The organism is Ensifer sp. Root142 (assembly GCF_001426785.1).
Classification (GTDB): domain Bacteria; phylum Pseudomonadota; class Alphaproteobacteria; order Rhizobiales; family Rhizobiaceae; genus Ensifer; species Ensifer canadensis.
This window is the reverse complement of record NZ_LMFK01000003.1, coordinates 103,549-123,612: the sequence shown is the minus strand read 5'-3', so window position 1 is coordinate 123,612 and position 20,064 is coordinate 103,549. Positions and strand designations below refer to the sequence as shown.

The 20,064-nt window shown below is 63.4% G+C and carries 17 protein-coding genes; 5 read left to right on the top strand and 12 right to left on the bottom strand.

The genetic code is table 11. The features are described 5' to 3' along the window. The first annotated feature begins 95 nt into the window (after nt 1-95). Nucleotides 96-950 (top strand): formyltetrahydrofolate deformylase, encoded by an 855-nt coding sequence (gene purU / locus ASD52_RS07020; RefSeq protein WP_057204380.1) that lies wholly within the window; start codon nt 96-98, stop codon nt 948-950. Here the strand turns inward: purU and ASD52_RS07015 are convergent. The 9 genes from ASD52_RS07015 to ASD52_RS06975 all read right to left on the bottom strand — a co-directional run bounded on the left by ASD52_RS07015 (nt 943) and on the right by ASD52_RS06975 (nt 12,731). Beyond that, complete coding sequence (locus ASD52_RS07015; RefSeq protein WP_025425444.1) at nt 943-1,587, bottom strand: TetR family transcriptional regulator; 645 nt, start codon at nt 1,585-1,587, stop codon at nt 943-945. The two genes, purU and ASD52_RS07015, sit on opposite strands and share 8 nt — an antisense overlap. Nucleotides 1,588-1,640: 53 nt before the next feature. Beyond that, entirely contained in the window at nt 1,641-4,781 is a 3,141-nt protein-coding gene (locus ASD52_RS07010) for an efflux RND transporter permease subunit (RefSeq protein WP_025425445.1), read from the bottom strand. A gap of 10 nt (nt 4,782-4,791) precedes the next feature. Continuing rightward, nucleotides 4,792-6,009 (bottom strand): efflux RND transporter periplasmic adaptor subunit, encoded by a 1,218-nt coding sequence (locus tag ASD52_RS07005; RefSeq protein ID WP_025425446.1) that lies wholly within the window; start codon nt 6,007-6,009, stop codon nt 4,792-4,794. Between the two features lie 259 nt (nt 6,010-6,268). Next, complete coding sequence (locus ASD52_RS07000; protein ID WP_025425447.1) at nt 6,269-7,270, bottom strand: ATP-binding cassette domain-containing protein; 1,002 nt, start codon at nt 7,268-7,270, stop codon at nt 6,269-6,271. 13 nt (nt 7,271-7,283) lie between these two features. After that, entirely contained in the window at nt 7,284-8,348 is a 1,065-nt protein-coding gene (locus ASD52_RS06995; RefSeq protein WP_057204378.1) for a Gfo/Idh/MocA family oxidoreductase, read from the bottom strand. Continuing rightward, entirely contained in the window at nt 8,345-9,184 is an 840-nt protein-coding gene (locus tag ASD52_RS06990; protein WP_025425449.1) for a carbohydrate ABC transporter permease, read from the bottom strand. The genes ASD52_RS06995 and ASD52_RS06990 overlap by 4 nt, the downstream gene beginning before the upstream one ends. A gap of 11 nt (nt 9,185-9,195) precedes the next feature. Next, a complete protein-coding gene (locus ASD52_RS06985) occupies nt 9,196-10,146 on the bottom strand; it encodes a sugar ABC transporter permease (protein ID WP_025425450.1) in 951 nt (316 codons plus the stop codon). 372 nt (nt 10,147-10,518) lie between these two features. Then, complete coding sequence (locus ASD52_RS06980; RefSeq protein ID WP_025425451.1) at nt 10,519-11,778, bottom strand: ABC transporter substrate-binding protein; 1,260 nt, start codon at nt 11,776-11,778, stop codon at nt 10,519-10,521. A gap of 56 nt (nt 11,779-11,834) precedes the next feature. Beyond that, nucleotides 11,835-12,731, bottom strand: a complete 897-nt coding sequence (locus ASD52_RS06975) for an N-acetylmuramic acid 6-phosphate etherase (RefSeq protein WP_025425452.1) — start codon at nt 12,729-12,731, stop codon at nt 11,835-11,837. 197 nt (nt 12,732-12,928) lie between these two features. Between ASD52_RS06975 and ASD52_RS06970 the strand changes: the two genes are divergently transcribed. Genes ASD52_RS06970 through nagA form a run of 4 tightly spaced genes read left to right on the top strand, consistent with a single transcriptional unit; the run spans nt 12,929 to nt 16,782 of the window. After that, complete coding sequence (locus tag ASD52_RS06970) at nt 12,929-13,813, top strand: N-acetylglucosamine kinase (RefSeq protein WP_025425453.1); 885 nt, start codon at nt 12,929-12,931, stop codon at nt 13,811-13,813. After that, on the top strand, nt 13,810-14,574 hold the full coding sequence (locus ASD52_RS06965) for a GntR family transcriptional regulator (RefSeq protein ID WP_025425454.1): 765 nt from the start codon (nt 13,810-13,812) through the stop codon (nt 14,572-14,574). Before ASD52_RS06970 ends, ASD52_RS06965 begins: the two co-directional genes overlap by 4 nt. A 28-nt stretch (nt 14,575-14,602) precedes the next feature. Beyond that, nucleotides 14,603-15,625, top strand: coding sequence for an SIS domain-containing protein (locus ASD52_RS06960; RefSeq protein ID WP_025425455.1), 1,023 nt, complete (start codon nt 14,603-14,605; stop codon nt 15,623-15,625). Next, the gene (gene nagA / locus ASD52_RS06955; RefSeq protein WP_025425456.1) at nt 15,622-16,782 is read left to right on the top strand and encodes an N-acetylglucosamine-6-phosphate deacetylase; all 1,161 of its coding nucleotides are present in this window, start codon (nt 15,622-15,624) and stop codon (nt 16,780-16,782) included. The genes ASD52_RS06960 and nagA overlap by 4 nt, the downstream gene beginning before the upstream one ends. 102 nt (nt 16,783-16,884) lie before the next feature. Here the strand turns inward: nagA and ASD52_RS06950 are convergent, their stop codons facing one another. Genes ASD52_RS06950 through ASD52_RS06940 form a run of 3 tightly spaced genes read right to left on the bottom strand, consistent with a single transcriptional unit; the run spans nt 16,885 to nt 19,876 of the window. After that, the gene (locus ASD52_RS06950; protein ID WP_057204376.1) at nt 16,885-17,610 is read right to left on the bottom strand and encodes a copper homeostasis protein CutC; all 726 of its coding nucleotides are present in this window, start codon (nt 17,608-17,610) and stop codon (nt 16,885-16,887) included. Then, nucleotides 17,607-18,518 (bottom strand): ROK family protein, encoded by a 912-nt coding sequence (locus ASD52_RS06945; protein ID WP_025425458.1) that lies wholly within the window; start codon nt 18,516-18,518, stop codon nt 17,607-17,609. Before ASD52_RS06945 ends, ASD52_RS06950 begins: the two co-directional genes overlap by 4 nt. Beyond that, complete coding sequence (locus ASD52_RS06940; protein ID WP_057204374.1) at nt 18,515-19,876, bottom strand: amidase; 1,362 nt, start codon at nt 19,874-19,876, stop codon at nt 18,515-18,517. The genes ASD52_RS06945 and ASD52_RS06940 overlap by 4 nt, the downstream gene beginning before the upstream one ends. Nucleotides 19,877-20,064 lie beyond the last annotated feature (188 nt).

Sequence of the window (20,064 nt, the reverse complement as noted above, 5' to 3'; positions counted from 1 at the left end):
GCCGTCTCAGCGGTTGCGGTCGTCCTCGTCTCCCCCTAGGCAGCGATCGGGGAGGGCGCTAGCGCGCCCGGCAGAGCCGCCGATCGGAGGAGACCATGGCCACCAACACATTCATCCTTGTGCTGTCCTGTGACGACAAGCCGGGCATCGTTGCCGCAGTGACGACGGAGCTGGCCGGCCTTGGCGCGAATATCGCCGAGAGCAGCCAGTTCTGGGATCGGCACACCAACAGCTTCTTCATGCGCATCGCCTTCCAGGCGCCCGATGGCATGACGCGGGACGACGTCGAGCGGGCGTTGCGGCCGGCGGTCGACCGGTTCCAGATGCGCACCGCGCTGACGGAAGCCGCACGCAAGCCGAAGATCGTCATCCTGGTGTCGAAGTTCGACCATGCGCTCCTGCGTCTGCTCTACCAGATCCGCGTCGGCTGGCTGAACGCCGAGGTCGCCGCCATCGTTTCCAATCACGAGGACAGCCGGCGCACGGCGGAACTCGAGGCGATCCCGTTTCATCATTGGACGGGATCGAAGACCAACAGGGAAGAGCAGGAGGAAAAGCTGTTGCGCCTGACGCAGGAGACCGGCGCCGATCTGGTGATCCTGGCGCGGTACATGCAGGTGTTTTCGGACAATCTGTCAAAGCGCCTCTACGGCAAGGCGATCAACATCCATCACTCGTTCCTGCCGTCGTTCAAGGGGGCCAGGCCCTACCACCAGGCCCACGAACGCGGCGTCAAGCTGATTGGCGCCACGGCCCACTACGTCACCCCGGATCTCGACGAGGGGCCGATCATCGAGCAGGAAACCGAACGTGTCAGCCACGCGCTGACGGCGGAGGACTTCGTCGCCAGCGGCCGTGACATCGAAAGCCGCGTGCTGGCCCGTGCCGTCAAGCTGCACCTGGAACGGCGGGTGATGCTCAACGGCCATAAGACCGTCGTCTTCAGCTGACGGTGGATAGTGCAGAACGGGCGGCGGAGGGCGTGCGGAAGCTCGAAAACAGCCGCCTCAGCCCGTCACGCCCTTCGGCGACGATGTCGAACGGGCGACCAAAGAGCAGCCACTGGGTGCAAAGCCCAAGCATCATCCAGTGAAGCGTGCGGGTCGCCGACGTGGGCGTCCAGCTGTCCTGCATGTAGCCCTTGGCAAGGGCGCGGGAAAAGGCCAGTTCGAGCAGGGCATTATGATGTTCGTCGAGTTCCTTGTGGCGGGTCAGGACCTCGCTCATGTCGCCGTCGTAGTTGGTGCGCAGCATGATGGTGAGAATGCGCTGGCGCTGCTCGTCGGCGGCCAGGATATCGATCCAGGCGCCCATGGCGTCCTCGACGATTGCCAGCGTATCGGCGGCCTCGGCCTCGATTTCCTGGGCGATCATGTCTTCCTGGGGCAGCGGCACGGCATCGTGCAGGGCCAGGAAAAGATCGGTCTTGTTGGCGAAGTGCCAGTAGATGGCGCCGCGGGTCACGCCCGCTTCCTTGGCCACTTCCTCAAGCGTGGTGTTTGAAACACCCTTTTCGTAGAACACACGTTCAGCGGCGCTCAGGATCTTCTGCCGGGTTGCCTCCGCATCGGCTTTCGTTCTGCGCATTCATTCCTCCTTGCAGAACGGCCCGCCGAGAGGGCGGGCCGTCGATAGCAGTGTTATTCGGCGGGTGTTGGGGTCTCGGCTGCAGCCGGTGTGGCTTCTACCTTCTTGCGTCCGAACAGCTTCGTGACGAACACGAAGAACACCGGAACGAAGAAGATCGCCAGCACCGTTGCCGAGATCATACCACCCATCACGCCGGTACCGATGGCGCGCTGGCTGCCAGAGCTTGCGCCGGTGGCAATCGCCAGCGGCAGAACGCCGAGCGTGAAGGCGAGCGACGTCATCAGGATCGGGCGGAAGCGTAAGTGTGCTGCCTCCAGCGTCGCATCGATCAGCGATTTGCCCTGTTCACGCAGTTCCTTGGCGAACTCGATGATCAGGATGGCGTTCTTCGCCGACAGGCCGATGATCGCGATCAGGCCGACCTTGAAGTACACGTCGTTCGGCATCTCGCGCATGGTCACGGCAAGCACCGAACCGATGACGCCGAGCGGAACCACCATGATGACCGCCACCGGGATCGACCAGCTCTCATAGAGCGCAGCCAGGCACAGGAAGACGAGCAGGCACGACAGCGCGATCAAGAGAGGCGCCTGGGTACCCGACTGGATTTCCTGCAGGGACTGGCCGGTCCATTCGTAACCGAAGCCTGCCGACAGTTCGCCCGCAAGCCGCTGCATTTCGTTGATCGCGTCACCGGAGGAGTAACCCGGAGCCGCTTCGCCGCTGATGCGTACCGACGGGTAGCCGTTGTAGCCGATCGTCTGGGTCGAGGCCTTGACCCACTCCACCGTCGCGAAGGCGGAGAGCGGGACCATGCCGCCATTGGCGTTGCGGACGTTGAGGTTCAACAGATCCGCCGTCTGCATGCGCTGACCCTCGTCCGCCTGCACCGTCACGCGCTGCATGCGGCCGGCATTCGGGAAGTCGTTGACATAAGACGAGCCAAGGTTGGTCGAGATCGTCGAGTTGATGTCCGCAAAGGTCACGCCGAAGGTATTGGCCTTTTCGCGGTCGATGGCCACGCTGACCTGAGCCGCATCGGGCATGCCTTCGAAGCGAACCCCGGTCACGATCTTGCTCTGAGCCGCAAGGCCGAGAAGCTGGTCGCGTGCCTGGGACAAAGCCGCTTCGCCGAGACCGCCACGATCCTGCAGGCGGAAGGAGAAGCCCCCGGTGGTGCCGAGGCCCTGGATCGCCGGCGGCGACAGCGCGAAGCTGATCGCATCCTTGATCTGGCTCATGGCCATGGTGGCCCGCATGGCGATCGATTGAGCGGCGTTGTCGGCGTCGCGTTCCTTCCAGTCCTTCAGCGTCACGAAGGCGAGCGCTGCGTTCTGTCCGGTGCCGAAGAAGGAGAAGCCGTTGATCGCGATGATGCGTTCGACAGCCGGCTCCTGGCCGAAGATCTTCTCCGCCTGTTCCACCACCTCGGTCGTACGGTTGCCCGTCGCTTCGGAGGGGAGCTGCATCATGACGATCACGAAGCCCTGGTCTTCGTCCGGAAGGAACGACGACGGCAGCTTCATGAACAGCCAGCCGAGGCCGGCCAAGACGGCGATGTAGACGATCATGTAGCGACCGGTGCGGTGGACCAGGCGCTTCACGATGCCGCTATAGCCGTGCGAGGTCTTGTCGAAGCTGCGGTTGAACCAGCCGAAGAAGCCGCGCTTGGCGTGGTGGTGGCCCTTCGGAACCTGCTTCAGGAAGCTGGCGCACAGCGCCGGCGTCAGCGACAGCGCGAGCAGTGCCGAGAACAGGATCGACACGACCATGGTCAGCGAGAACTGGCGATAGATCACGCCGACGGCGCCCGGGAAGAAGGCCATCGGAATGAACACCGAAGCCAGCACCAGCGTGATGCCGATGACGGCGCCGGTGATCTGCTTCATTGCCTTGCGGGTGGCGTCCTTCGGTGTCAGCCCCTCTTCGGACATGATGCGTTCGACGTTCTCGACGACGATGATCGCATCGTCGACCAGGATGCCGATCGCCAGCACCATGCCGAACATGGTCAGAACGTTGATCGAGAAGCCCATCGCCAGCATCACCGCGCAGGTGCCCAGAAGAGCGACCGGCACGACGAGTGTCGGGATGATGGTGTAGCGGATGTTCTGCAGGAACAGGAACATCACGATGAAGACGAGCGCGACCGCTTCGACCAGCGTCGAAAGCACCTTCTCGATGGAAACGGCAACGAACGGCGAGGTGTCGTAGGGAACCGAATATTCCAGGCCCTCCGGGAAGAACTTCGACAGTTCGTCCATGCGCTCCTTGATCGCCGTCGAGGTCGACATCGCGTTGCCGCTTGGCGACAGCTGTATGGCGATAGCCGCGGACGGCTTGCCGTTCAGGCGGGTCGAAAACGCGTAGCTTTCGCCGCCGATCTCGACGCGGGCAACGTCGCGCAGACGAACGGAGGAGCCGTCCGGATTGGCGCGAAGCACGATCGCTCCGAATTCCTCGGCGCTCGACAGCTGACCCTTGACGACAACAGGAGCACTGATCTGCTGCGTGATCGGGTTCGGCTGTGCGCCGATCGAGCCGGATGCGATCTGGGCGTTCTGGGCCTGGATGGCATTCGTCACGTCGCCGGCGGTCAGGTTGAGGCCGAGCATCTTGTCCGGATCGAGCCAGATGCGCATCGAGCGTTCGGTCGCAAACAGCTGCGCACGGCCGACGCCGGGCACGCGCTGGACTTCGTTCAGCACGTTGCGGCTGAGATAGTCGCCGAGACCGATGGCGTCCATAGAGCCGTCGGTCGAGGTGAGCGCGACGATCATCAGGAAGCCGGAACCGGCTTCGTCGACCTGTACGCCCTGGCGCTTGACCGAATCGGGCAGGCGCGGTTCGACGCGGCGAACGCGGTTCTGAATGTCGACGGCCGCCTGTCCCGGATCTGTACCGGGTGCAAAGGTGGCGCTGATGTCGACCGAGCCGGCAGCGCTGGAGGTCGATTCGAAATAGAGCAGGCCTTCGACGCCGTTCAGCTCGTTTTCGATCAGCCGGGTGACGCTCTGATAGGTGTCCTGCGACGAAGCGCCGGGGTAGCTCGTGTTGATGGAGATCTGCGGCGGCGCAACATCAGGATATTGCGATACCGGCAACAGCGGTATCGCGATGATGCCGGCGAGCATGATGAAGATCGCCACCACCCAGGCAAAAATAGGCCTGTCGATGAAAAAACTAGGCATTAATCAGCACTCACTCTGTGGCTTCAGCGGGCTTTGCGTCGGTCGCCGCGGTCGTCTGGGCTGCTTCGGCCGCCGGCTTTGCATTCGGATCCCAGTCGGTCGGCTCCACCGGCGCGCCGGGGCCGATCTTCTGGAAGCCTTCGACGATGACCTTTTCGCCGGGCTTCAGCCCCGAGGCCACCTGCCAGCGGGTTCCGACCGTGCGTCCAAGTGTGACGTTGCGGAACTCGACCTTCTTGTCGGCGGCCACGACATAGACCTGCGACTGGCCGGCATTGTTGCGCTGGACAGCCTGCTGCGGCACGGTGATCGCGTCCTTCTCGACACCCTGCTGGACCAGCACGCGGACATACATGCCCGGCAATAGGTCGCCGTCGGGATTGGGGAACTCGCCGCGCAGCGTTACCTGGCCGGTCGTCGCGTCAACGGCCGCTTCCGAGAACAGGAGCTTGCCCTTGTGTTCATAAGGCGTGCCGTCGTCGAGGATCAGTTGAACCTCGGCCTCCTGGTCACCGCTCATCATCTGGCCGGCTTCAAGCGCCTTGCGCAGGCGGATGAGATCGGTCGCCGACTGGGTAAAGTCGGCATAGAGCGGATCGAGTTGCTGGATCGTGGCGAGGTTTTCCGAGCTGTTGGCGCTGACGAGCGCACCCTCGGTGATGAGAGCGCGTCCGATCTGGCCGCTGATCGGGGCGGTCACGTTGGCGTATTGCAGGTCGAGCTTGGCAGCGGCCAAGCCCGCCTGGGCGATGGCGACGTCGGCGTTTGCTGCAGCCAGCAGGCCGTTTGCATCGTCGAACTGCTGGGCGGCGACGACGTTTGCCTTCTTCAGAGCTTCCTGTCGGGCAGCCTTCTGTTCGGCCTGGAGATGCACGGCCTGGGCGCGGCGCAGGGTCGCTTCGGCCTTTTCGACCTGGACCTGGAAGGGAGCAGGGTCGATGCGGTAGAGCACGTCACCTTCCTTGACCTTCGAGCCCTGCTGGAAGACGCGTTCGACGACGATGCCGGAAACGCGCGGACGAACTTCGGCGACGCGCGTCGCGGTGATGCGGCCCGGCAGTTCATTGGTGATCGGCAGCGTCTCGGATGCGGTCGTGAAGACAGCGACGGCCGATGGCGGGAAGGCGGGAGCGGCCTGTTCTTCGTCTTTCTGGCAGCCGGAAAGGAGAATCACGGTTGCCAAGGCGGCGGCCAGTGTCGGTCGGTTCATGCGCATAGCGATGTCCATATTCGGTGACCGTGCGCAGCCAGTGCGTATCGCAGGGCTGCGCGGTCCGGAAGTGAAGGGAAGCAATTACCAGTATCGGGATGGGAAAATACCGGAACGCTAATATACAAACACAAATGTATGTTAATTTGCGCCGCAGTGCAACACCGTGATGCAGCGCGTTGAATCGATCAAAAAAATCAGCCGCCGCAGTGCTTTCGGCACCACGGCGGCTTGATATCACTAAGGTGTGATCCGGGTTTGTCGCCGGATTATCGTCTCAGGCGAGGACGCGGTCGTCGGCACCGAAGCGGTGCATGCTGCCGACCATCGGCGTCGCAAAGACAATGTCATCAGGCGCGTAGCGGTGTTCGCCAAACAGCCGAACGGTGATCAGACCGACCTGGTCGGACTCGATATAGACAATCGTGTCGGCGCCCAGATGCTCGACGTGGATGACCTTGCCCTTCCAGTCGCCACTCTCGCGCGACAGACCGATATGTTCCGGCCGGATGCCGATCGTCTTGGCGCCGGGATCGCCGAGGCGGGCGCCGTCGACGAAGTTCATCTGCGGCGAGCCGATGAAGCCACCGACGAAGACATTGGCCGGCCGGTTGTAGAGATCCATCGGCGAGCCGATCTGCTCGATCTGGCCGGCGTTCAGCACCACGATCTTGTCGGCCAGCGTCATCGCTTCGACCTGATCATGGGTCACGTAGATCATCGTGGCCTTCAGGCTGCGATGCAGCCGGGCGATCTCGAGCCGGGTGTTGACGCGCAAGGCCGCATCGAGGTTCGACAAGGGCTCGTCGAACAGGAACAGCTTCGGTTCGCGCACGATGGCGCGGCCGATGGCGACACGCTGGCGCTGGCCGCCGGAAAGTTCCGCCGGGCGCCGGGCGAGATAGGGGTCGAGCGACAGCATGCTGGCGGCCTTGCCGACCTTGTCCTCGATTTCAGCTTTCGGCTTGCCGGCCTGCTTCAGGCCCAGGCCCATATTGTCCTTCACCGTCAGGTGCGGATAGAGCGCATAGGACTGGAATACCATGGCGATGCCGCGCTTGGCGGGGGCCACGTGTCCGACTTCGACGCCGTCGATCTGGACGCTGCCGGAGGTCGCGTCCTCAAGGCCGGCAATGGTGCGCAGCAATGTCGACTTGCCGCAGCCGGAAGGACCCACGAAGATGACGAACTCGCCGTCCTTCACTTCCAGGTCGATGCCCTTGAGAACCTCATGGTTTCCGTAGGCCTTGCGGATGGATTTGAGTTGAAGTGATCCCACCTAATTGCCCCTCTTAAAGTTTGACCGGCTGACCGGTGCGGACGCTTTCATCAGCCGCAAGGCAGATGCGCAGCGACTGGACGGCGTCGTTCATGTGGCGGTCGAGATTGATATCTTCGCGAATGGCCTTCAGCACATAGGCCTGCTCACGATCGCAGAGTTCCTGATGGCCGGGCTCTCCGTCCATTGTCAGGTCCTCGTCCGGCTTGAGAAAGCGACCATTGGGACCAGTTTCCGCATTGTGCACGCGAATGACCGAGGTCTTGGTGTGTGTGTCGATATCGTCCGACTTGGCATTCGGATCCATGACGATCGACACGGAGCCCTTTGGCGACATGACGTCCTTCACGAAGAAGGCGGTCTCCGAAATCATCGGACCCCAGCCGGCCTCGTACCAGCCGGCCGACCCGTCTTCGAAGATCACCTGCAGGTGGCCGTAATTGTACATGTCCGAAGCGATTTCGTCGGAAAGACGCAGGCCCATGCCGCGCACCTCCACCGGCTTGGCGTCGGTGATCTGGCACATGACGTCGACATAATGCACGCCGCAGTCGACGATCGGCGGGGTCGTCTGCATCAGCGACTTGTGGGTCTCCCAGGTCGGACCGCTCGACTGCTGGTTCAAGTTCATGCGGAAGACGTAAGGACCGCCGAGTTTGCGGGCTTCGGCGATCAGCCGGATCCACGAGGGGTGGTGGCGCAGGATGTAGCCGATGATCAGCTTGCGGCCATGCTTCCTGGCGGCAGCAACGACCCGTTCGGCGTCTGCGACCGTCGTTGCCAGCGGCTTCTCCACGAACACGTCGCAGCCGGCTTCGAAGGCGGCAACCGCATAGTCGGCATGGCTGTCGGAATAGGTACAGACCGAGCAGAGTTCGGGTTTCAGTTCCTCAAGCGCCGTCTTGAAGTCAGGATGGATCTCGTAGCCGCGCAGTTCCTCCGGAAGCTCCACCTTGGAGCGGTTGACCAGCCCGACGATCTCGAAGCCGGGATTGTTGTGATAGGCCAGCGCATGGCTGCGGCCCATATTGCCGAGACCCGCGACGAGGACCCGGACCGGTTTGCTGTTTGAACTCACTTGACTGCTCCTGCGGTGATGCCGCGGATCAGCTGCCGCGAGAAAATGACATAGAGGACGAGAACCGGAAGGATGGCGAGCGACAGGGCCGCAAGCACGGCGTTCCAGTTGGTGACGAACTGGCCGATGAAGATCTGCGAGCCGAGCGTGACCGTCTTGGTTGCTTCTGCCGGCGCCAGGATCAATGGGAACCACAGATCGTTCCAGATCGGGATCATCGTGAACACGGCAACCGTTGCCATCGCCGGCCGGATCAGCGGCAGCACGAGGCGGAAGAAGATCGAGTATTCCGACAGCCCGTCGATGCGGCCGGCATTCTTCAGGTCATCCGAAACCGTGCGCATGAACTCCGACAGGATGAACACCGCGAGCGGTAGCCCCTGTGCGGTATAGACGAGGATCAGCGCCGTCAGCGTGTTGACGAGGTTGGCAGCGACCATGCCCTGAAGGATGGCGACGGTGCCGAGCCGGATCGGGATCATGATGCCGATCGCGAGATAGAGCCCCATCAGCGTATTGCCGCGGAAGCGGTATTCCGACAGCGCGAACGCGGCCATGGCGCCGAACAACAGCACCAGCGCGATCGCGACGACCGTGACGATGAAGCTGTTCTGGAAGTAGGTCGCGAAATCGCCCTGGCCGAGCACCGTCTGGTAGCCGATCAGGCTGAAGGTCTCGGGCGTCGGGACCGTCAACGGCGCCCGGAAGATCGCGTTGCGATCCTTGAACGAGTTGATGATCGTCAGGAACACCGGAAACAGCGAGATGAGCGTATAGGCGATCAGCGCGATGTGGACGAAGCCGGTGCGGAAAATGGAGTGGCGTGCTTGCGACATCTCGGCCTCCCTTAGAACTGATAGCGGCGCATGCGGCGCTGGATGACGAAGAGGTAGAGCGAGACGCCGGCGAGGATGATCAGGAACATCACCGTTGCGATCGTCGCGCCCATCGAGCGGTCGCCCAGCTGCAGCTGGAAGCCGAAGAAGGTGCGGTAGAGCAGCGTGCCGAGAATGTCGGTCGAGCCATCAGGACCGGCAAGCGCGCCCTGCACGGTGTAGACCAGGTCGAAGGCGTTGAAGTTGCCGACGAAGGTCAGGATCGAGATGATGCCGATCGCGGGCAGGATCAGCGGCAGCTTGATCTTCCAGAACTGGCTCCAGCCGGTGACGCCGTCGCATTCGGCGGCTTCGATCACTTCATCGGGAATGTTGAGCAGGGCGGCGTAGATCAGCATCATCGGGATGCCGACATATTGCCAGACCGAGATCAACGACACGGCGATCAGGGCCGAGCCTGGCCTGCCGAGCCAGGGCGCAAACATCGACTTGAGGCCGACGAGATCGAGCATCCAGGGCGCGACACCCCAGATCGGCGACAGGATCAGCTTCCAGATGAAGCCGACGATAACGAAGGAAAGCAGCGTCGGCAGGAAGATCGCCGTGCGGTAGAACGTGACGAAACGCAGCTTCGGAATGGACAGCATGGCCGCCAGCGCAACGCCGATCGGATTCTGCACGCACATGTGAATGATGAAGAAGATGACGTTGTTCTTCAGCGCGTTCCAGAAGTCGTGCGCCCAGCGCTCCTCGCCGAACAGGACCTGGAAGTTTGCGAGACCAACGAAGGTCGGCTGGCCGTCGACCGTGTTGTATAGCGAGAGACGCAGCGTCTCGATCAACGGCAGGATCATCACCGCCGTGTAGACCAGAAGGGCCGGCAGCAGAAAGATGAGGATGTGCCAGCGTTTCGGCCGTCTCACGGTCGGCTGTCCCTCTTGCAGTGAAGTGACGTTGCTCATTGATCGTACCCGCTTGTTCGACCGGTTCCCCAGGGCGTCATGATGCACGTCGACGCCACACGGCCGGTCTTGCCGCATAACGCCTGCCCCGATCCGGGCTCATGACGAAGGTTAAGGCTATCGCGTTCTTTTGCAAACGACTGCGTCGGGGACCTCCCCATCAAGGGGAGGTCGAGGACGCTGCGGCTGGGGGAGTGCCTCCTTGGGCAATGTCCTCCCGCCCGGCCCTTGCTGCATGTTTCCTCAATCCTATCCGATTTGAGGACAAAAACATTCAGCAATTCAAAGTGCTACAGCGACCTTTGTGCGTCCGACAAGACGCGCGGCGCTGTAGGGCCGACCCTCCCCCGAAGGGGAGGGAACCAGTTGCGCTTACTTCGCCGGCTTGTACCAGCCGTCGAGACCCTTCTGCAGCTTTTCGGCCGCAACCTCAGGCGTATCCGTGCCGTTGATGACGTTGGCCGATTCAACCCAGGTTTCGTTCTCGAGGCTCGGCGTACCGCGCGCCAGGATCTGGTAGGTCGAGCGGATCGTCGGCTTGCACTTTTCGCGCCAGGAAACGAATTCCTGAGCGAGCGGATCGGTCATCTTCACCGGGGTCGAATTGAGGCTGAAGAAGCCCGGCAGCGAATTGGCGTAAATCTCGGCGAATTCCGGCGAAGCGACCCAGGTAAGGAAGGTCTTGGCTTGCTCGGCGTGCGCACTCTTGGCGTTCAGACCGACGCCGATGTCGTTGTGGTCGGAGATGTAGCAAGCGTCGCCGGCGTTCTTAACCGGAGGCGGGAAGGCGCCCATCTTGAACTGGGCCTGGGTGTTGAACAGGCCGATTTCCCACGAGCCGGCCGGATAGATCGCGGCGCGGCCGAGCGTGAACAGGTTCTGGCTGTCCGGATAGGTCTGGGCCTCGAAGCCGTCGCCGAGATAGTCCTTCCACTTGGCGAGAACGCGATAGGGCTCGACCCACGGTTCATCGGTCAGCTTCTGCTCGCCCTTGATCAGCGCAGCGCGGCCTTCTTCACCCTTCCAGTAGGTCGGGCCGATGTTCTGGTAGCCCATGGTCGCGGCTTCCCAGAGATCCTTGGTGCCCATCGCCATCGGGATGTAGTTGCCGTCGGCCTTGATCTTGTCGAGAGCTGCGAAGAATTCGGCTTCCGTCGTCGGGATCTGGATGCCGAGCTGGTCGAAGGCGTCCTTGTTGTAGATGAAGCCGTGGATGACCGAAGCCATCGGCACGCAGAAGGTGGCCGAGCCATCGTCTGTCGTCCAGGCGGACTTGGCGACCGGGGAGAAATTTTCCATACCCGGCAGCGCCGTCAGGTCGGCAAGGTGCTTCTTGTTGTAGAGTTCGAGCGAGACATCGAACGGACGGCAGGTGATGAGGTCGCCCGCGGAGCCGGCGTCGAGTTTGGCGTTCAGCGCCGCGTTGTACTCGGTCGGCGCCATCGGGGCGAACTTGACCTTGATGCCGGGGTTCTTGGCTTCGAAAGCCGGGATCAGCTTTTCCTGCCAGATCGCCAGGTCGTCGTTGCGCCAGCTTTCGATCGTCAGCGTGACGTCCTCCGCGTGGGCCAGGCCGGCCGAGCCGAGAATGCTCGACGCAAGCAGCAGGCCCTTGAGTGTCGTACGGGTCATTTAGCTTCTCCCTCTTATATGCGCCGTTTTGGCGCGGTTTGAATCCCAGGTTTATCTCAGGCCGAAACGATATCGATCGCCCGGCGCAGGTTCTGCTTGGTCTGGTTGAGCGCCGCTTCGGCTGCCGCCACGTCCTTCGCGCCCGATGCCAGCAGGATGGCGATCTTGACCGAGCCGGATGCGGCATTGATCAGCCGGCCGGCCTCGGATGCGCCAACACCGGTAATGTCGGTGACGATGCGAACGGCGCGGCCGTGCAGCTTGATGTTGTCGGCGCGCAGATTGACCATGTGGCCGTCGAGCACGTGGCCGAGATGGATGCCGACCAGCGTCGAGAACATGTTGAAGGCGATCTTCTGTGCCGTGCCGGCACCCATGCGCGTCGAGCCGGAAACGACTTCCGGCGGCGTCTGCAGCAGAATGGCGACATCCGCGTCGTTGAAAAGAGCTGCGCCCGGATTGTTGGCAACGGCGATGACTTTTGCGCCGAGCTTGCGCGCCTCGTCGGCTGCGGCCAGCGCATAGGGTGTCGAGCCGCTGGCCGACACTGAAACCAGACAGTCGCCCGCGGTGATGCCGGCCTTGCGGACGTCTTCGCGCGCCAGATCCATGTCGTCTTCGTAGCCGCCGGCGAGGTCATTGAGACTGGCGGCGCCGCCTGCAAGCAGAATGACGATCTGGTCCTGGGGGATGCCGTAGGTGCCGGGAAGTTCCAGCGCATCGGCCATGGCCATCAGGCCTGAGCTGCCGGCGCCGGCATAGGCGAGACGCTTGCCGGAGGCGAGCGTTTCTGCAGCCAGGGACGCAGCAGCGGAAATCTGCTCAATCGCGGCGTCCACGACCTTTGCTGCCGCCTGTTGTCCGGATGCGAGCAGCCGAAGCGCCAGCGCCGGATGCATGACATCCAGGCCTTTGGCGTTGTCGTGACGCTCTTCGGTCTTCACTGAAGGCATAGGTTGTGTCTCCTCTGGGTGAATTAATGCCAAAAAAATACCAATTGTCTAGGAGAAATTACATTTTGGCGTCAAAAAAAACCAATCTCTGAAATTATCCGTTGTTATTCAATGCATTATTTCAAAATTGGATATCGAGACCAATTCGGACTTGGTTATTGGTATTTTTTTGGTATCCTCTATGGGCGGAGGTGCTCATGCCAAACTACCTAATAGGAATCGATGGCGGCGGAACAAGCTGCCGGGCGGCTGTGGCTGCGGGGGATGGACGTATTCTCGGCCGCGGCAAGGCTGGTGCAGCCAACATTCTGACGGATCCTGAAACGGCGCTCGCCCATATTGGCGACGCTGCGCGGGCGGCATTTGAAGAAGCCGGTCTTGATCCCTCTGGTATCGCCGAGGCGCGCGCAATTGTCGGCGTCGCCGGGCACAATGTCGGCGATGCCGTGCATTATGTGAAGCGACGCCTGCCGTTTGCCGCAGCCGATATCGAATCGGATGGTCTGATTGCCCTGCAGGGCGCGCTCGGCGACGAGGACGGCGCCGTCGCCATTCTCGGCACCGGCAGCATCTATATCCTGCGGCAGGCCGACATCGTCAGCTATGTCGGCGGCTGGGGCTTCACGATCGGCGATCATGGCAGTGGCGCACGCATCGGCCATGCGCTTTTGCAGGAAAGCCTGCTTGCCTTCGATGGCATCCATGAGGCGTCGCCGATAACCGATTCCGTCATGGCCGAGTTCAGGAACGATCCGAGTGCTGTCGTCGATTTCGCGCGCCTGGCAAAGCCGGGTGAGTTCGGCCGCTATGCCCCGCGTGTCTTCGAAGCGGCGCAGGCGGGCGATCCCGTCGCCGTGCGTCTGCTCAAGACTGCGGCGATCACGGTCGACGAGGCGCTAGACGTCGTGGTCGCCCGGGGCGGGCGCAAGCTCTGCCTGCTCGGTGGCCTCGCGCCGCTCTATCGTCCCTGGCTTGCCGAGCGCCACCAGCCGTTTTTTGTCGAAGCCGAGGCCGACGCGCTCACCGGCGCCGTCGCACTCGCCGCACAGCGCTTCGGCTCCCGCTCGGAGGTCGGCGCATGACCGATCATCTCGCTGCCATTCTGCCGCTCGAAGGCCTGCAGGCCGGTGGATCCGGTCCGCTCTATCTGAAACTGCGGCAATCGCTGGAAGACGCGATCCAGTCGGGCAAGCTCAATCATGGCGACGCCCTGCCGCCGGAGCGCGATTTGGCCGATTACGCCAATATCAGCCGCGTGACCGTGCGCAAGGCCGTCGACGATCTCGTGCGCGACGGCTTGCTGGTGCGGCGCCACGGCTCCGGCACTTTTGTCGTCAAGCCGGTCTCCAAGGTGCAGCAATCGCTGTCGCGGCTGACCTCGTTTACCGAGGACATGGCGCGCCGTGGTCTCAACACTCATGCCCGCTGGCTGGAGCGAGGCCTGTATCATCCGTCGCCGGATGAGATGATGGCGCTCGGCCTGCCGGCCGACGCGTTGGTGGCCAGGCTCGGGCGTCTGCGCATCGCTGACGACATGCCGCTCGCGATCGAGCGCGCCAGCATCTCGGCCGAATTCCTGCCGGATCCGCAGGCCGTCACCTCGTCGCTCTATACCGCGCTCGACAAGACCCGTTCCCGGCCGGTGCGCGCCGTGCAGCGCATCTCCGCCTGCAACATCAAGGATCCGGACGCCTCCATGCTCGGCGTCGCCGTCGGCTCTGCCGGCCTTTCCATCGAACGCGTCTCCTATCTCGCATCGGGACGCGTCGTCGAATTCACCCGCTCGCTCTATCGGGGCGACGCCTATGATTTTGTCGCGGAACTGACCCTGTCGGAATCCTGACCGTCGCTCCGCAAGAAAGGAATTGACCATGCAGACCAACATGCGCCGAGAAATCGACGAGATCCCCGAAGCGGCGGCCCGACTGCTCGAGCATTCTTCCGAGGCCCTGAAGCAGGCCGGCGCAGCGCTGCGCGCCAAGGACCCGGCTTTCCTGGTGACGATCGCGCGCGGTTCTTCGGACCATGCCGCCCTGTTCCTGAAATATGCGATCGAGCTGCAGGCCGGTCGACCGGTCGCTTCGCTCGGGCCGTCGCTCGCGTCGATCTATGGCGCCAAGCTGAAGCTCGGTGGCGCGGCGGCAATTGCGATTTCGCAATCGGGCAAGAGCCCGGATATCGTCGCGATGGCCCAGGCCGCAACCGATGCCGGCGCCGTATCAATCGCACTTACCAACACCCTGCCGTCACCGATCTCGAAGGCATGCACCCATCCGCTCGACATTCTCGCCGGCCCGGAAATCGCCGTTGCTGCAACCAAGTCCTATGTCAACTCCATCGTCGCCGGCCTTGCCGTTCTCGGCGAATGGACCGGCGACGCGGCGTTGCAGCGCGCCGTGGCCGATCTGCCGAACCAGTTCGCCAAGGCGGTGAAGCTGGATTGGCATGAGTTCGCCGCCGATCTCGGCGAGGCCGAATCGCTCTACGTGCTTGGCCGTGGCCCGGCGCTGGCGATCGCCAGCGAAGCGGCGCTGAAGTTCAAGGAAACTTCGGGCATGCATGCGGAAGCCTATTCGGCCGCCGAAGTGCTGCATGGACCGGTGGCGCTTGTCGGCGCCAAGTTCCCGGTGCTGACGCTTGCGGCGCGCGATGCGGCCGAAGGGTCCGTCGCCGAGATCGCCGACGGCATGGCCGAGAAGGGCGCCGTGGTCCATGTGACGTCGAACCGCGCCGGCAAGGCCAAGCGCCTGCCGTTCGTCGAGACGGGACACCCGATCACCGACGCGCTGACCCTGATCCTGCCGTTCTATGGCTTCGTCGAAGCCTGGTCGCGCTCGCGCGGTCTCAATCCCGACGCACCGGCAAGCCTCAAGAAGGTAACGGAGACGAGATGACCGAGAAGAAGGCAATCATCGGCGCCCGCCTGTTCGATGGTATCGAATGGCATGACGGCGCCGCTCTCTTGATCGAGGCGGGTCGTGTCAAGGCCATCGTGGCAGCCGGCGATCTGCCGGCCGGTGCCACGATCGTCGATGCCCACGGCCTGCTGCTGGTGCCCGGCTTCATCGACCTGCAGGTCAACGGCGGCGGCGGGGCGCTTCTCAACGCGCAGCCGACGCTGGAAAGCATCCGCCAGATCTGTTCGGCCCATGCGAAGTTCGGTACGACCGCACTTCTGCCGACGCTGATCACCGATACGCGCGAAGTCCGCACGGCAACGATCGCCGCCGGCCTTCAGGCCAAGGCGGCCGGCGTGCCCGGCTTCCTCGGCCTGCATCTGGAAGGTCCGCATCTTTCGGTCGCACGAAAGGGCGCGCACGATCCAGCGCTGATCCGACCGATGGATGACGCCGACCTCAAGGAGATGCTCGACTGCGCCAGGGCGCTCGGCACCCTCATGGTCACGGTCGCACCGGAAAATGCGACCAAAGAGCAGGTTCGAGCCCTTGCCGACGCCGGCGCCATCGTCAGCCTCGGCCATACGGATGTCGGCTATGAGACCGCCGTGTCCTATGCCAAGGCAGGGGCGAAGACGGTGACGCATCTGTTCAACGCCATGAGCGGTCTCGGTCATCGCGAGCCTGGCGTCGTCGGTGCAGCCCTTGCGACAGGCACCCTGCACGCGGGCCTGATCGCCGACGGCTACCATGTCGACCCCGCCTCGATGGGTGTGGCGCTGCGGGCCAAGACCGGCCCGGGCCAGATCTTCCTGGTGACCGACGCGATGTCGCCGATTGGAACGGACATGACGAGCTTCGAGCTCAATGGCCGCGAGATCCTGCGCCACGGCGGTCGTCTGACGCTCGCCGACGGCACGCTTGCCGGCGCCGATATCGACATGCTCTCGTCGGTGCGCTTCGTGCACGAAAAGCTCGGCCTACCGGTCGAGGAAGCCCTTCGCATGGCATCGGCCTATCCCGCCGACGCCATGGGCATCTCCTCGCACAAGGGCCGTGTTCTGCCCGGGGCAGATGCGGATTTCGTGCTTCTGACATCAGAACTCGCCATGGGATCGACTTGGATTGGCGGCAACCAGGTCTACGCAGCCTGATCACCGATCTATCGAAAAATTGAGGCCCGACGATCGGAGTGATCGTCGGGCCTTTCTTTAGCGTGAACTGAAAGCGTGGCGAAGATCCGACGCGCGAACGTCCTACCCCGCCGAAAGCCGCGCTTTCATCGCCTGAACGGTCGCCACATCCGTGCGGCGCCGATCCTCGGTCACGAAGCCCATCTCGACCAGTCGCCGATCATGAGCCGGCTCACGGATCGAGCAGGATGAATGCACTTCCGTGACGGGCAGTCGGGCAAGCAGCGCATCGACGGTTTCAAGCGTCACGCCGGAACCAGGCATGATCGAAAGCCGCCCACCTGCCAGCTCGACAAGCTCCGCCAGCTTCTCGATGGCCTGTGGCGCGCTCCTCGCGCCTCCGGATGTCAGGATCCGCTCAAAGCCGAGTTCAACCGCAAGTTCGATTGCGTCCTTGAAATCTGGCACCAGGTCGAAGGCGCGGTGCAAGGTGAGGCCGAGGCCTGCGGCATGGCCCGTCAGTTTTCGGAGCATGGGCGCATCGAGCTGGCCATCGGTAAGCGACGCACCGAGAACGACGCCGGCAAGTCCGGCATCGCGCACCGCATCGATATCGCGGCGCATCATGTCGAGATCGGCGGCGCCAAAGACGAAGTCGCCCGGCCGCGGCCGGACCATGACATAGACGGGTACCCGTGGCGGCCCGGCGAGTGCCATCAACCCGGCGGTCGGCGTCAGCCCGCCGACGGAAAGTGCTGCGCAGAGTTCGATCCGGTCCGCCCCGCCCTCGATCGCCGCGGCAAGCCCGTCGGCGTCGTCGACGCAAACCTCAAGTCCGATGCCATTCATGCCTTTTCTCCTCCAAGGCCGAGCAGGGCTGCGCCGATCAGGCCGGGCTCGACCTGACACTCGCCGCGCACGACGAGCGGCCGTTTGAACTGCCGCAGAATCCGGCTACGAACCGCCAGATCGATCCCCTCAAGCAGCGGTTCAACGTTGGAAAGACCGCCGCCGACAGGTACGATCGTCGCTCCCGTGGTGTTGATGACGAGCGCCAGCGGTGAGCTGACGAGATCGACAAGAATCTCGACGGTGCGTTTCGCTTCCGTGTCGCCCTTGAGCCACGCCTCGATGATCTCATGGCTCGACATGGTCTTGCCGTGCACGGTGTCGTGCAGTCGTTCGAGCCCGCGCGCGCCGCCGACCGTGTCGACGCAGCGCCGCTGGCCGCAGCCGCAGGCATAGGCGGGGATGGCGATCGGCGGTTCACCCGCTTCCGCGGCAAGTGCCGGTCCATGTCCCCATTCGCCGGCAAAGCCGCCGTCGGCGTTGATCAACTGGCCGTCGACCACCAAGCCGCCGCCGACACCGGTGCCGAGGATCGCCCCGAAGACGATGCGGTGACCCCGGCCGGCGCCGGCGCCCGCTTCGGCAAGGGCGAAACAGTCGGCGTCATTGGCGATCTTGATCGGCAGGTGCAGCTCGCGCTCGAGCTCGGCCACCAGTTCGCGGCCGTCGATGCAGGGGATGTTGGCGCATTTGATCCGGCGCGTCTCCGGGTCGATGACGCCGGTAATCGAGATCGCCACGCATTCCGGGTGGCCGCCGGCTTCGTCGAGCACGGATTCGAGCGTTTGGACGAACTGGCGGAAATTGTTGAGCGGCGTCGTGCGGCGCGGCAGCGGAAAGATCCGTTCGCGCGAATGCACGATCGCCCCCTTGATCGCCGATCCGCCGATATCGAAACAGACGATCATGCCTCTCCCCGGATCACGGCTTCGGCGGCAAGTGCGATCGAGAGCAACCGGTCGTCCTGATGGTGCGGTGCAGCCAACTGCAGGCCCACGGGCATTTCGCCGGCACCGGTGCCGCAGGGGATCGAGATGCCGCAGAAATCGAGGAAGTTGCCGATGAGCGTGTTGCGCAGCGTCGTGGCGTTGGTCTTGAAGAACAGCTCGTCGTCGGCCAGCAACGGCGCCAACGGCGGCGCGACATGCGGCAATGTCGGATGGACGATGAGTTCGCCCGGCTTCAGGCTCTCGACCGTTTCATGGATCAGCTGGTCGCGCGCATCGAGAAGCGCGATATAGTCAGGCATGGTGATCTTCTCGCCGAGCCTGGTGCGCGCGACGACACGCGGATCGATGCGTTCGGCCTCGGAGCCTGCCAGGCGCTCCCGGTGAAGTGCGAAGGCTTCGGCGGTGACGAGCGCGCCGTGGCGCGCCATCAGATCGAACACCGCCTTGAACGTCGGAAAGGCGCGGCGGGTGACCGTGGCGCCGGCCTTTTCCAGCCGCTTGACCGCATCCTCGAAGGCTTCGACGACTTCGTTTTCCGCCTCGTCGAAGACGATGGTTTCGGGGATGACGATCGAGAGGCCGGCGATCTCGCCGCGGCGAACCACCGGTGCGGTCAGTCCATGCATGGCGGCGTCGAGCCAGACCGCATCCTGCACCGTATGACAGAGAGGCCCGAGCGAATCGAGGCTTTCGGCGAGCGGGAAGACGCCCTTCATCGAATAGCGGCCGCGCGTCGCTTTGTAGCCGATGATGCCGGTCATGGCCGCCGGGATTCGGACGGAGCCGCCAGTATCGGTACCGATTGCCGCGGGCACGAGACCGGCCGCGACCGCCGCCGCCGCGCCCGACGAGGAGCCGCCGGGGATGCGCTCGACATCGGTCGAGGCCGGGTTGTGCGGCGTGCCGTAATGCGGATTGATGCCGAGGCCGGAGAAGGCGAATTCGCTCATGTTGGTTCGCCCGACGCTGACCATGCCGGCACCGGCAACCGCGCCGACCACGGCGGCGTCACTGCCAGCAGGCGGGGTGTCCCGCAGGACCGCGGAACCCGCGGTCGTCACGCTGCCCTTGACGTCGAAGAGATCCTTCCAGGCGACCGGAAGACCATCGAGCAGGCCGAGCGATCGGCCCGCACGAAGCCGGGCGGAGGCCGCCGAGGCCTCCTTAAGCGCGCGTTCGCGGGTGATGCCGACAAAGATCGACTGATCGCCGTGCGCCGCGATGCCGGCAAGTGTTTGCTCTGCAAGCGTGACCGGGTCGAGCTTGCCTTCCTGGACGAGTACCGAAAGCCCGGCGAGCGTTTTCTGTCTGGTCATGGTCTCCCCTTGTCCGCCTGCCGCCAGCGGCAGCTCGTCCTTCCGTTGGCCCGCGTGGGCAGGCTTTTGATCTAAAGCGTGTCGCGATCTCCAGGATTCGCTGACTGCGCATTAAGTCGTTGTTCTTGCGCATGTCGCGCAAAACCCCTGCACAGTTTTGTGCAACAAGCTCTACCATATCGCTCCCC

What these genes read in the sequence shown, in the direction of transcription:
- ASD52_RS06950 (WP_057204376.1), bottom strand. Translation starts at nt 17,610, where the DNA reads ATGAATGGCATCGGACTTGAGGTTTGCGTCGACGACGCCGACGGGCTT.
- ASD52_RS07005 (WP_025425446.1), bottom strand. Translation starts at nt 6,009, where the DNA reads ATGGACATCGCTATGCGCATGAACCGACCGACACTGGCCGCCGCCTTG.
- ASD52_RS07015 (WP_025425444.1), bottom strand. Translation starts at nt 1,587, where the DNA reads ATGCGCAGAACGAAAGCCGATGCGGAGGCAACCCGGCAGAAGATCCTG.
- ASD52_RS06940 (WP_057204374.1), bottom strand. Translation starts at nt 19,876, where the DNA reads ATGACCAGACAGAAAACGCTCGCCGGGCTTTCGGTACTCGTCCAGGAA.
- ASD52_RS06980 (WP_025425451.1), bottom strand. Translation starts at nt 11,778, where the DNA reads ATGACCCGTACGACACTCAAGGGCCTGCTGCTTGCGTCGAGCATTCTC.
- ASD52_RS06965 (WP_025425454.1), top strand. Translation starts at nt 13,810, where the DNA reads ATGACCGATCATCTCGCTGCCATTCTGCCGCTCGAAGGCCTGCAGGCC.
- ASD52_RS06975 (WP_025425452.1), bottom strand. Translation starts at nt 12,731, where the DNA reads ATGCCTTCAGTGAAGACCGAAGAGCGTCACGACAACGCCAAAGGCCTG.
- ASD52_RS06960 (WP_025425455.1), top strand. Translation starts at nt 14,603, where the DNA reads ATGCAGACCAACATGCGCCGAGAAATCGACGAGATCCCCGAAGCGGCG.
- ASD52_RS06945 (WP_025425458.1), bottom strand. Translation starts at nt 18,518, where the DNA reads ATGATCGTCTGTTTCGATATCGGCGGATCGGCGATCAAGGGGGCGATC.
- purU (WP_057204380.1), top strand. Translation starts at nt 96, where the DNA reads ATGGCCACCAACACATTCATCCTTGTGCTGTCCTGTGACGACAAGCCG.
- ASD52_RS06985 (WP_025425450.1), bottom strand. Translation starts at nt 10,146, where the DNA reads ATGAGCAACGTCACTTCACTGCAAGAGGGACAGCCGACCGTGAGACGG.
- ASD52_RS06990 (WP_025425449.1), bottom strand. Translation starts at nt 9,184, where the DNA reads ATGTCGCAAGCACGCCACTCCATTTTCCGCACCGGCTTCGTCCACATC.
- ASD52_RS07010 (WP_025425445.1), bottom strand. Translation starts at nt 4,781, where the DNA reads ATGCCTAGTTTTTTCATCGACAGGCCTATTTTTGCCTGGGTGGTGGCG.
- ASD52_RS06970 (WP_025425453.1), top strand. Translation starts at nt 12,929, where the DNA reads ATGCCAAACTACCTAATAGGAATCGATGGCGGCGGAACAAGCTGCCGG.
- nagA (WP_025425456.1), top strand. Translation starts at nt 15,622, where the DNA reads ATGACCGAGAAGAAGGCAATCATCGGCGCCCGCCTGTTCGATGGTATC.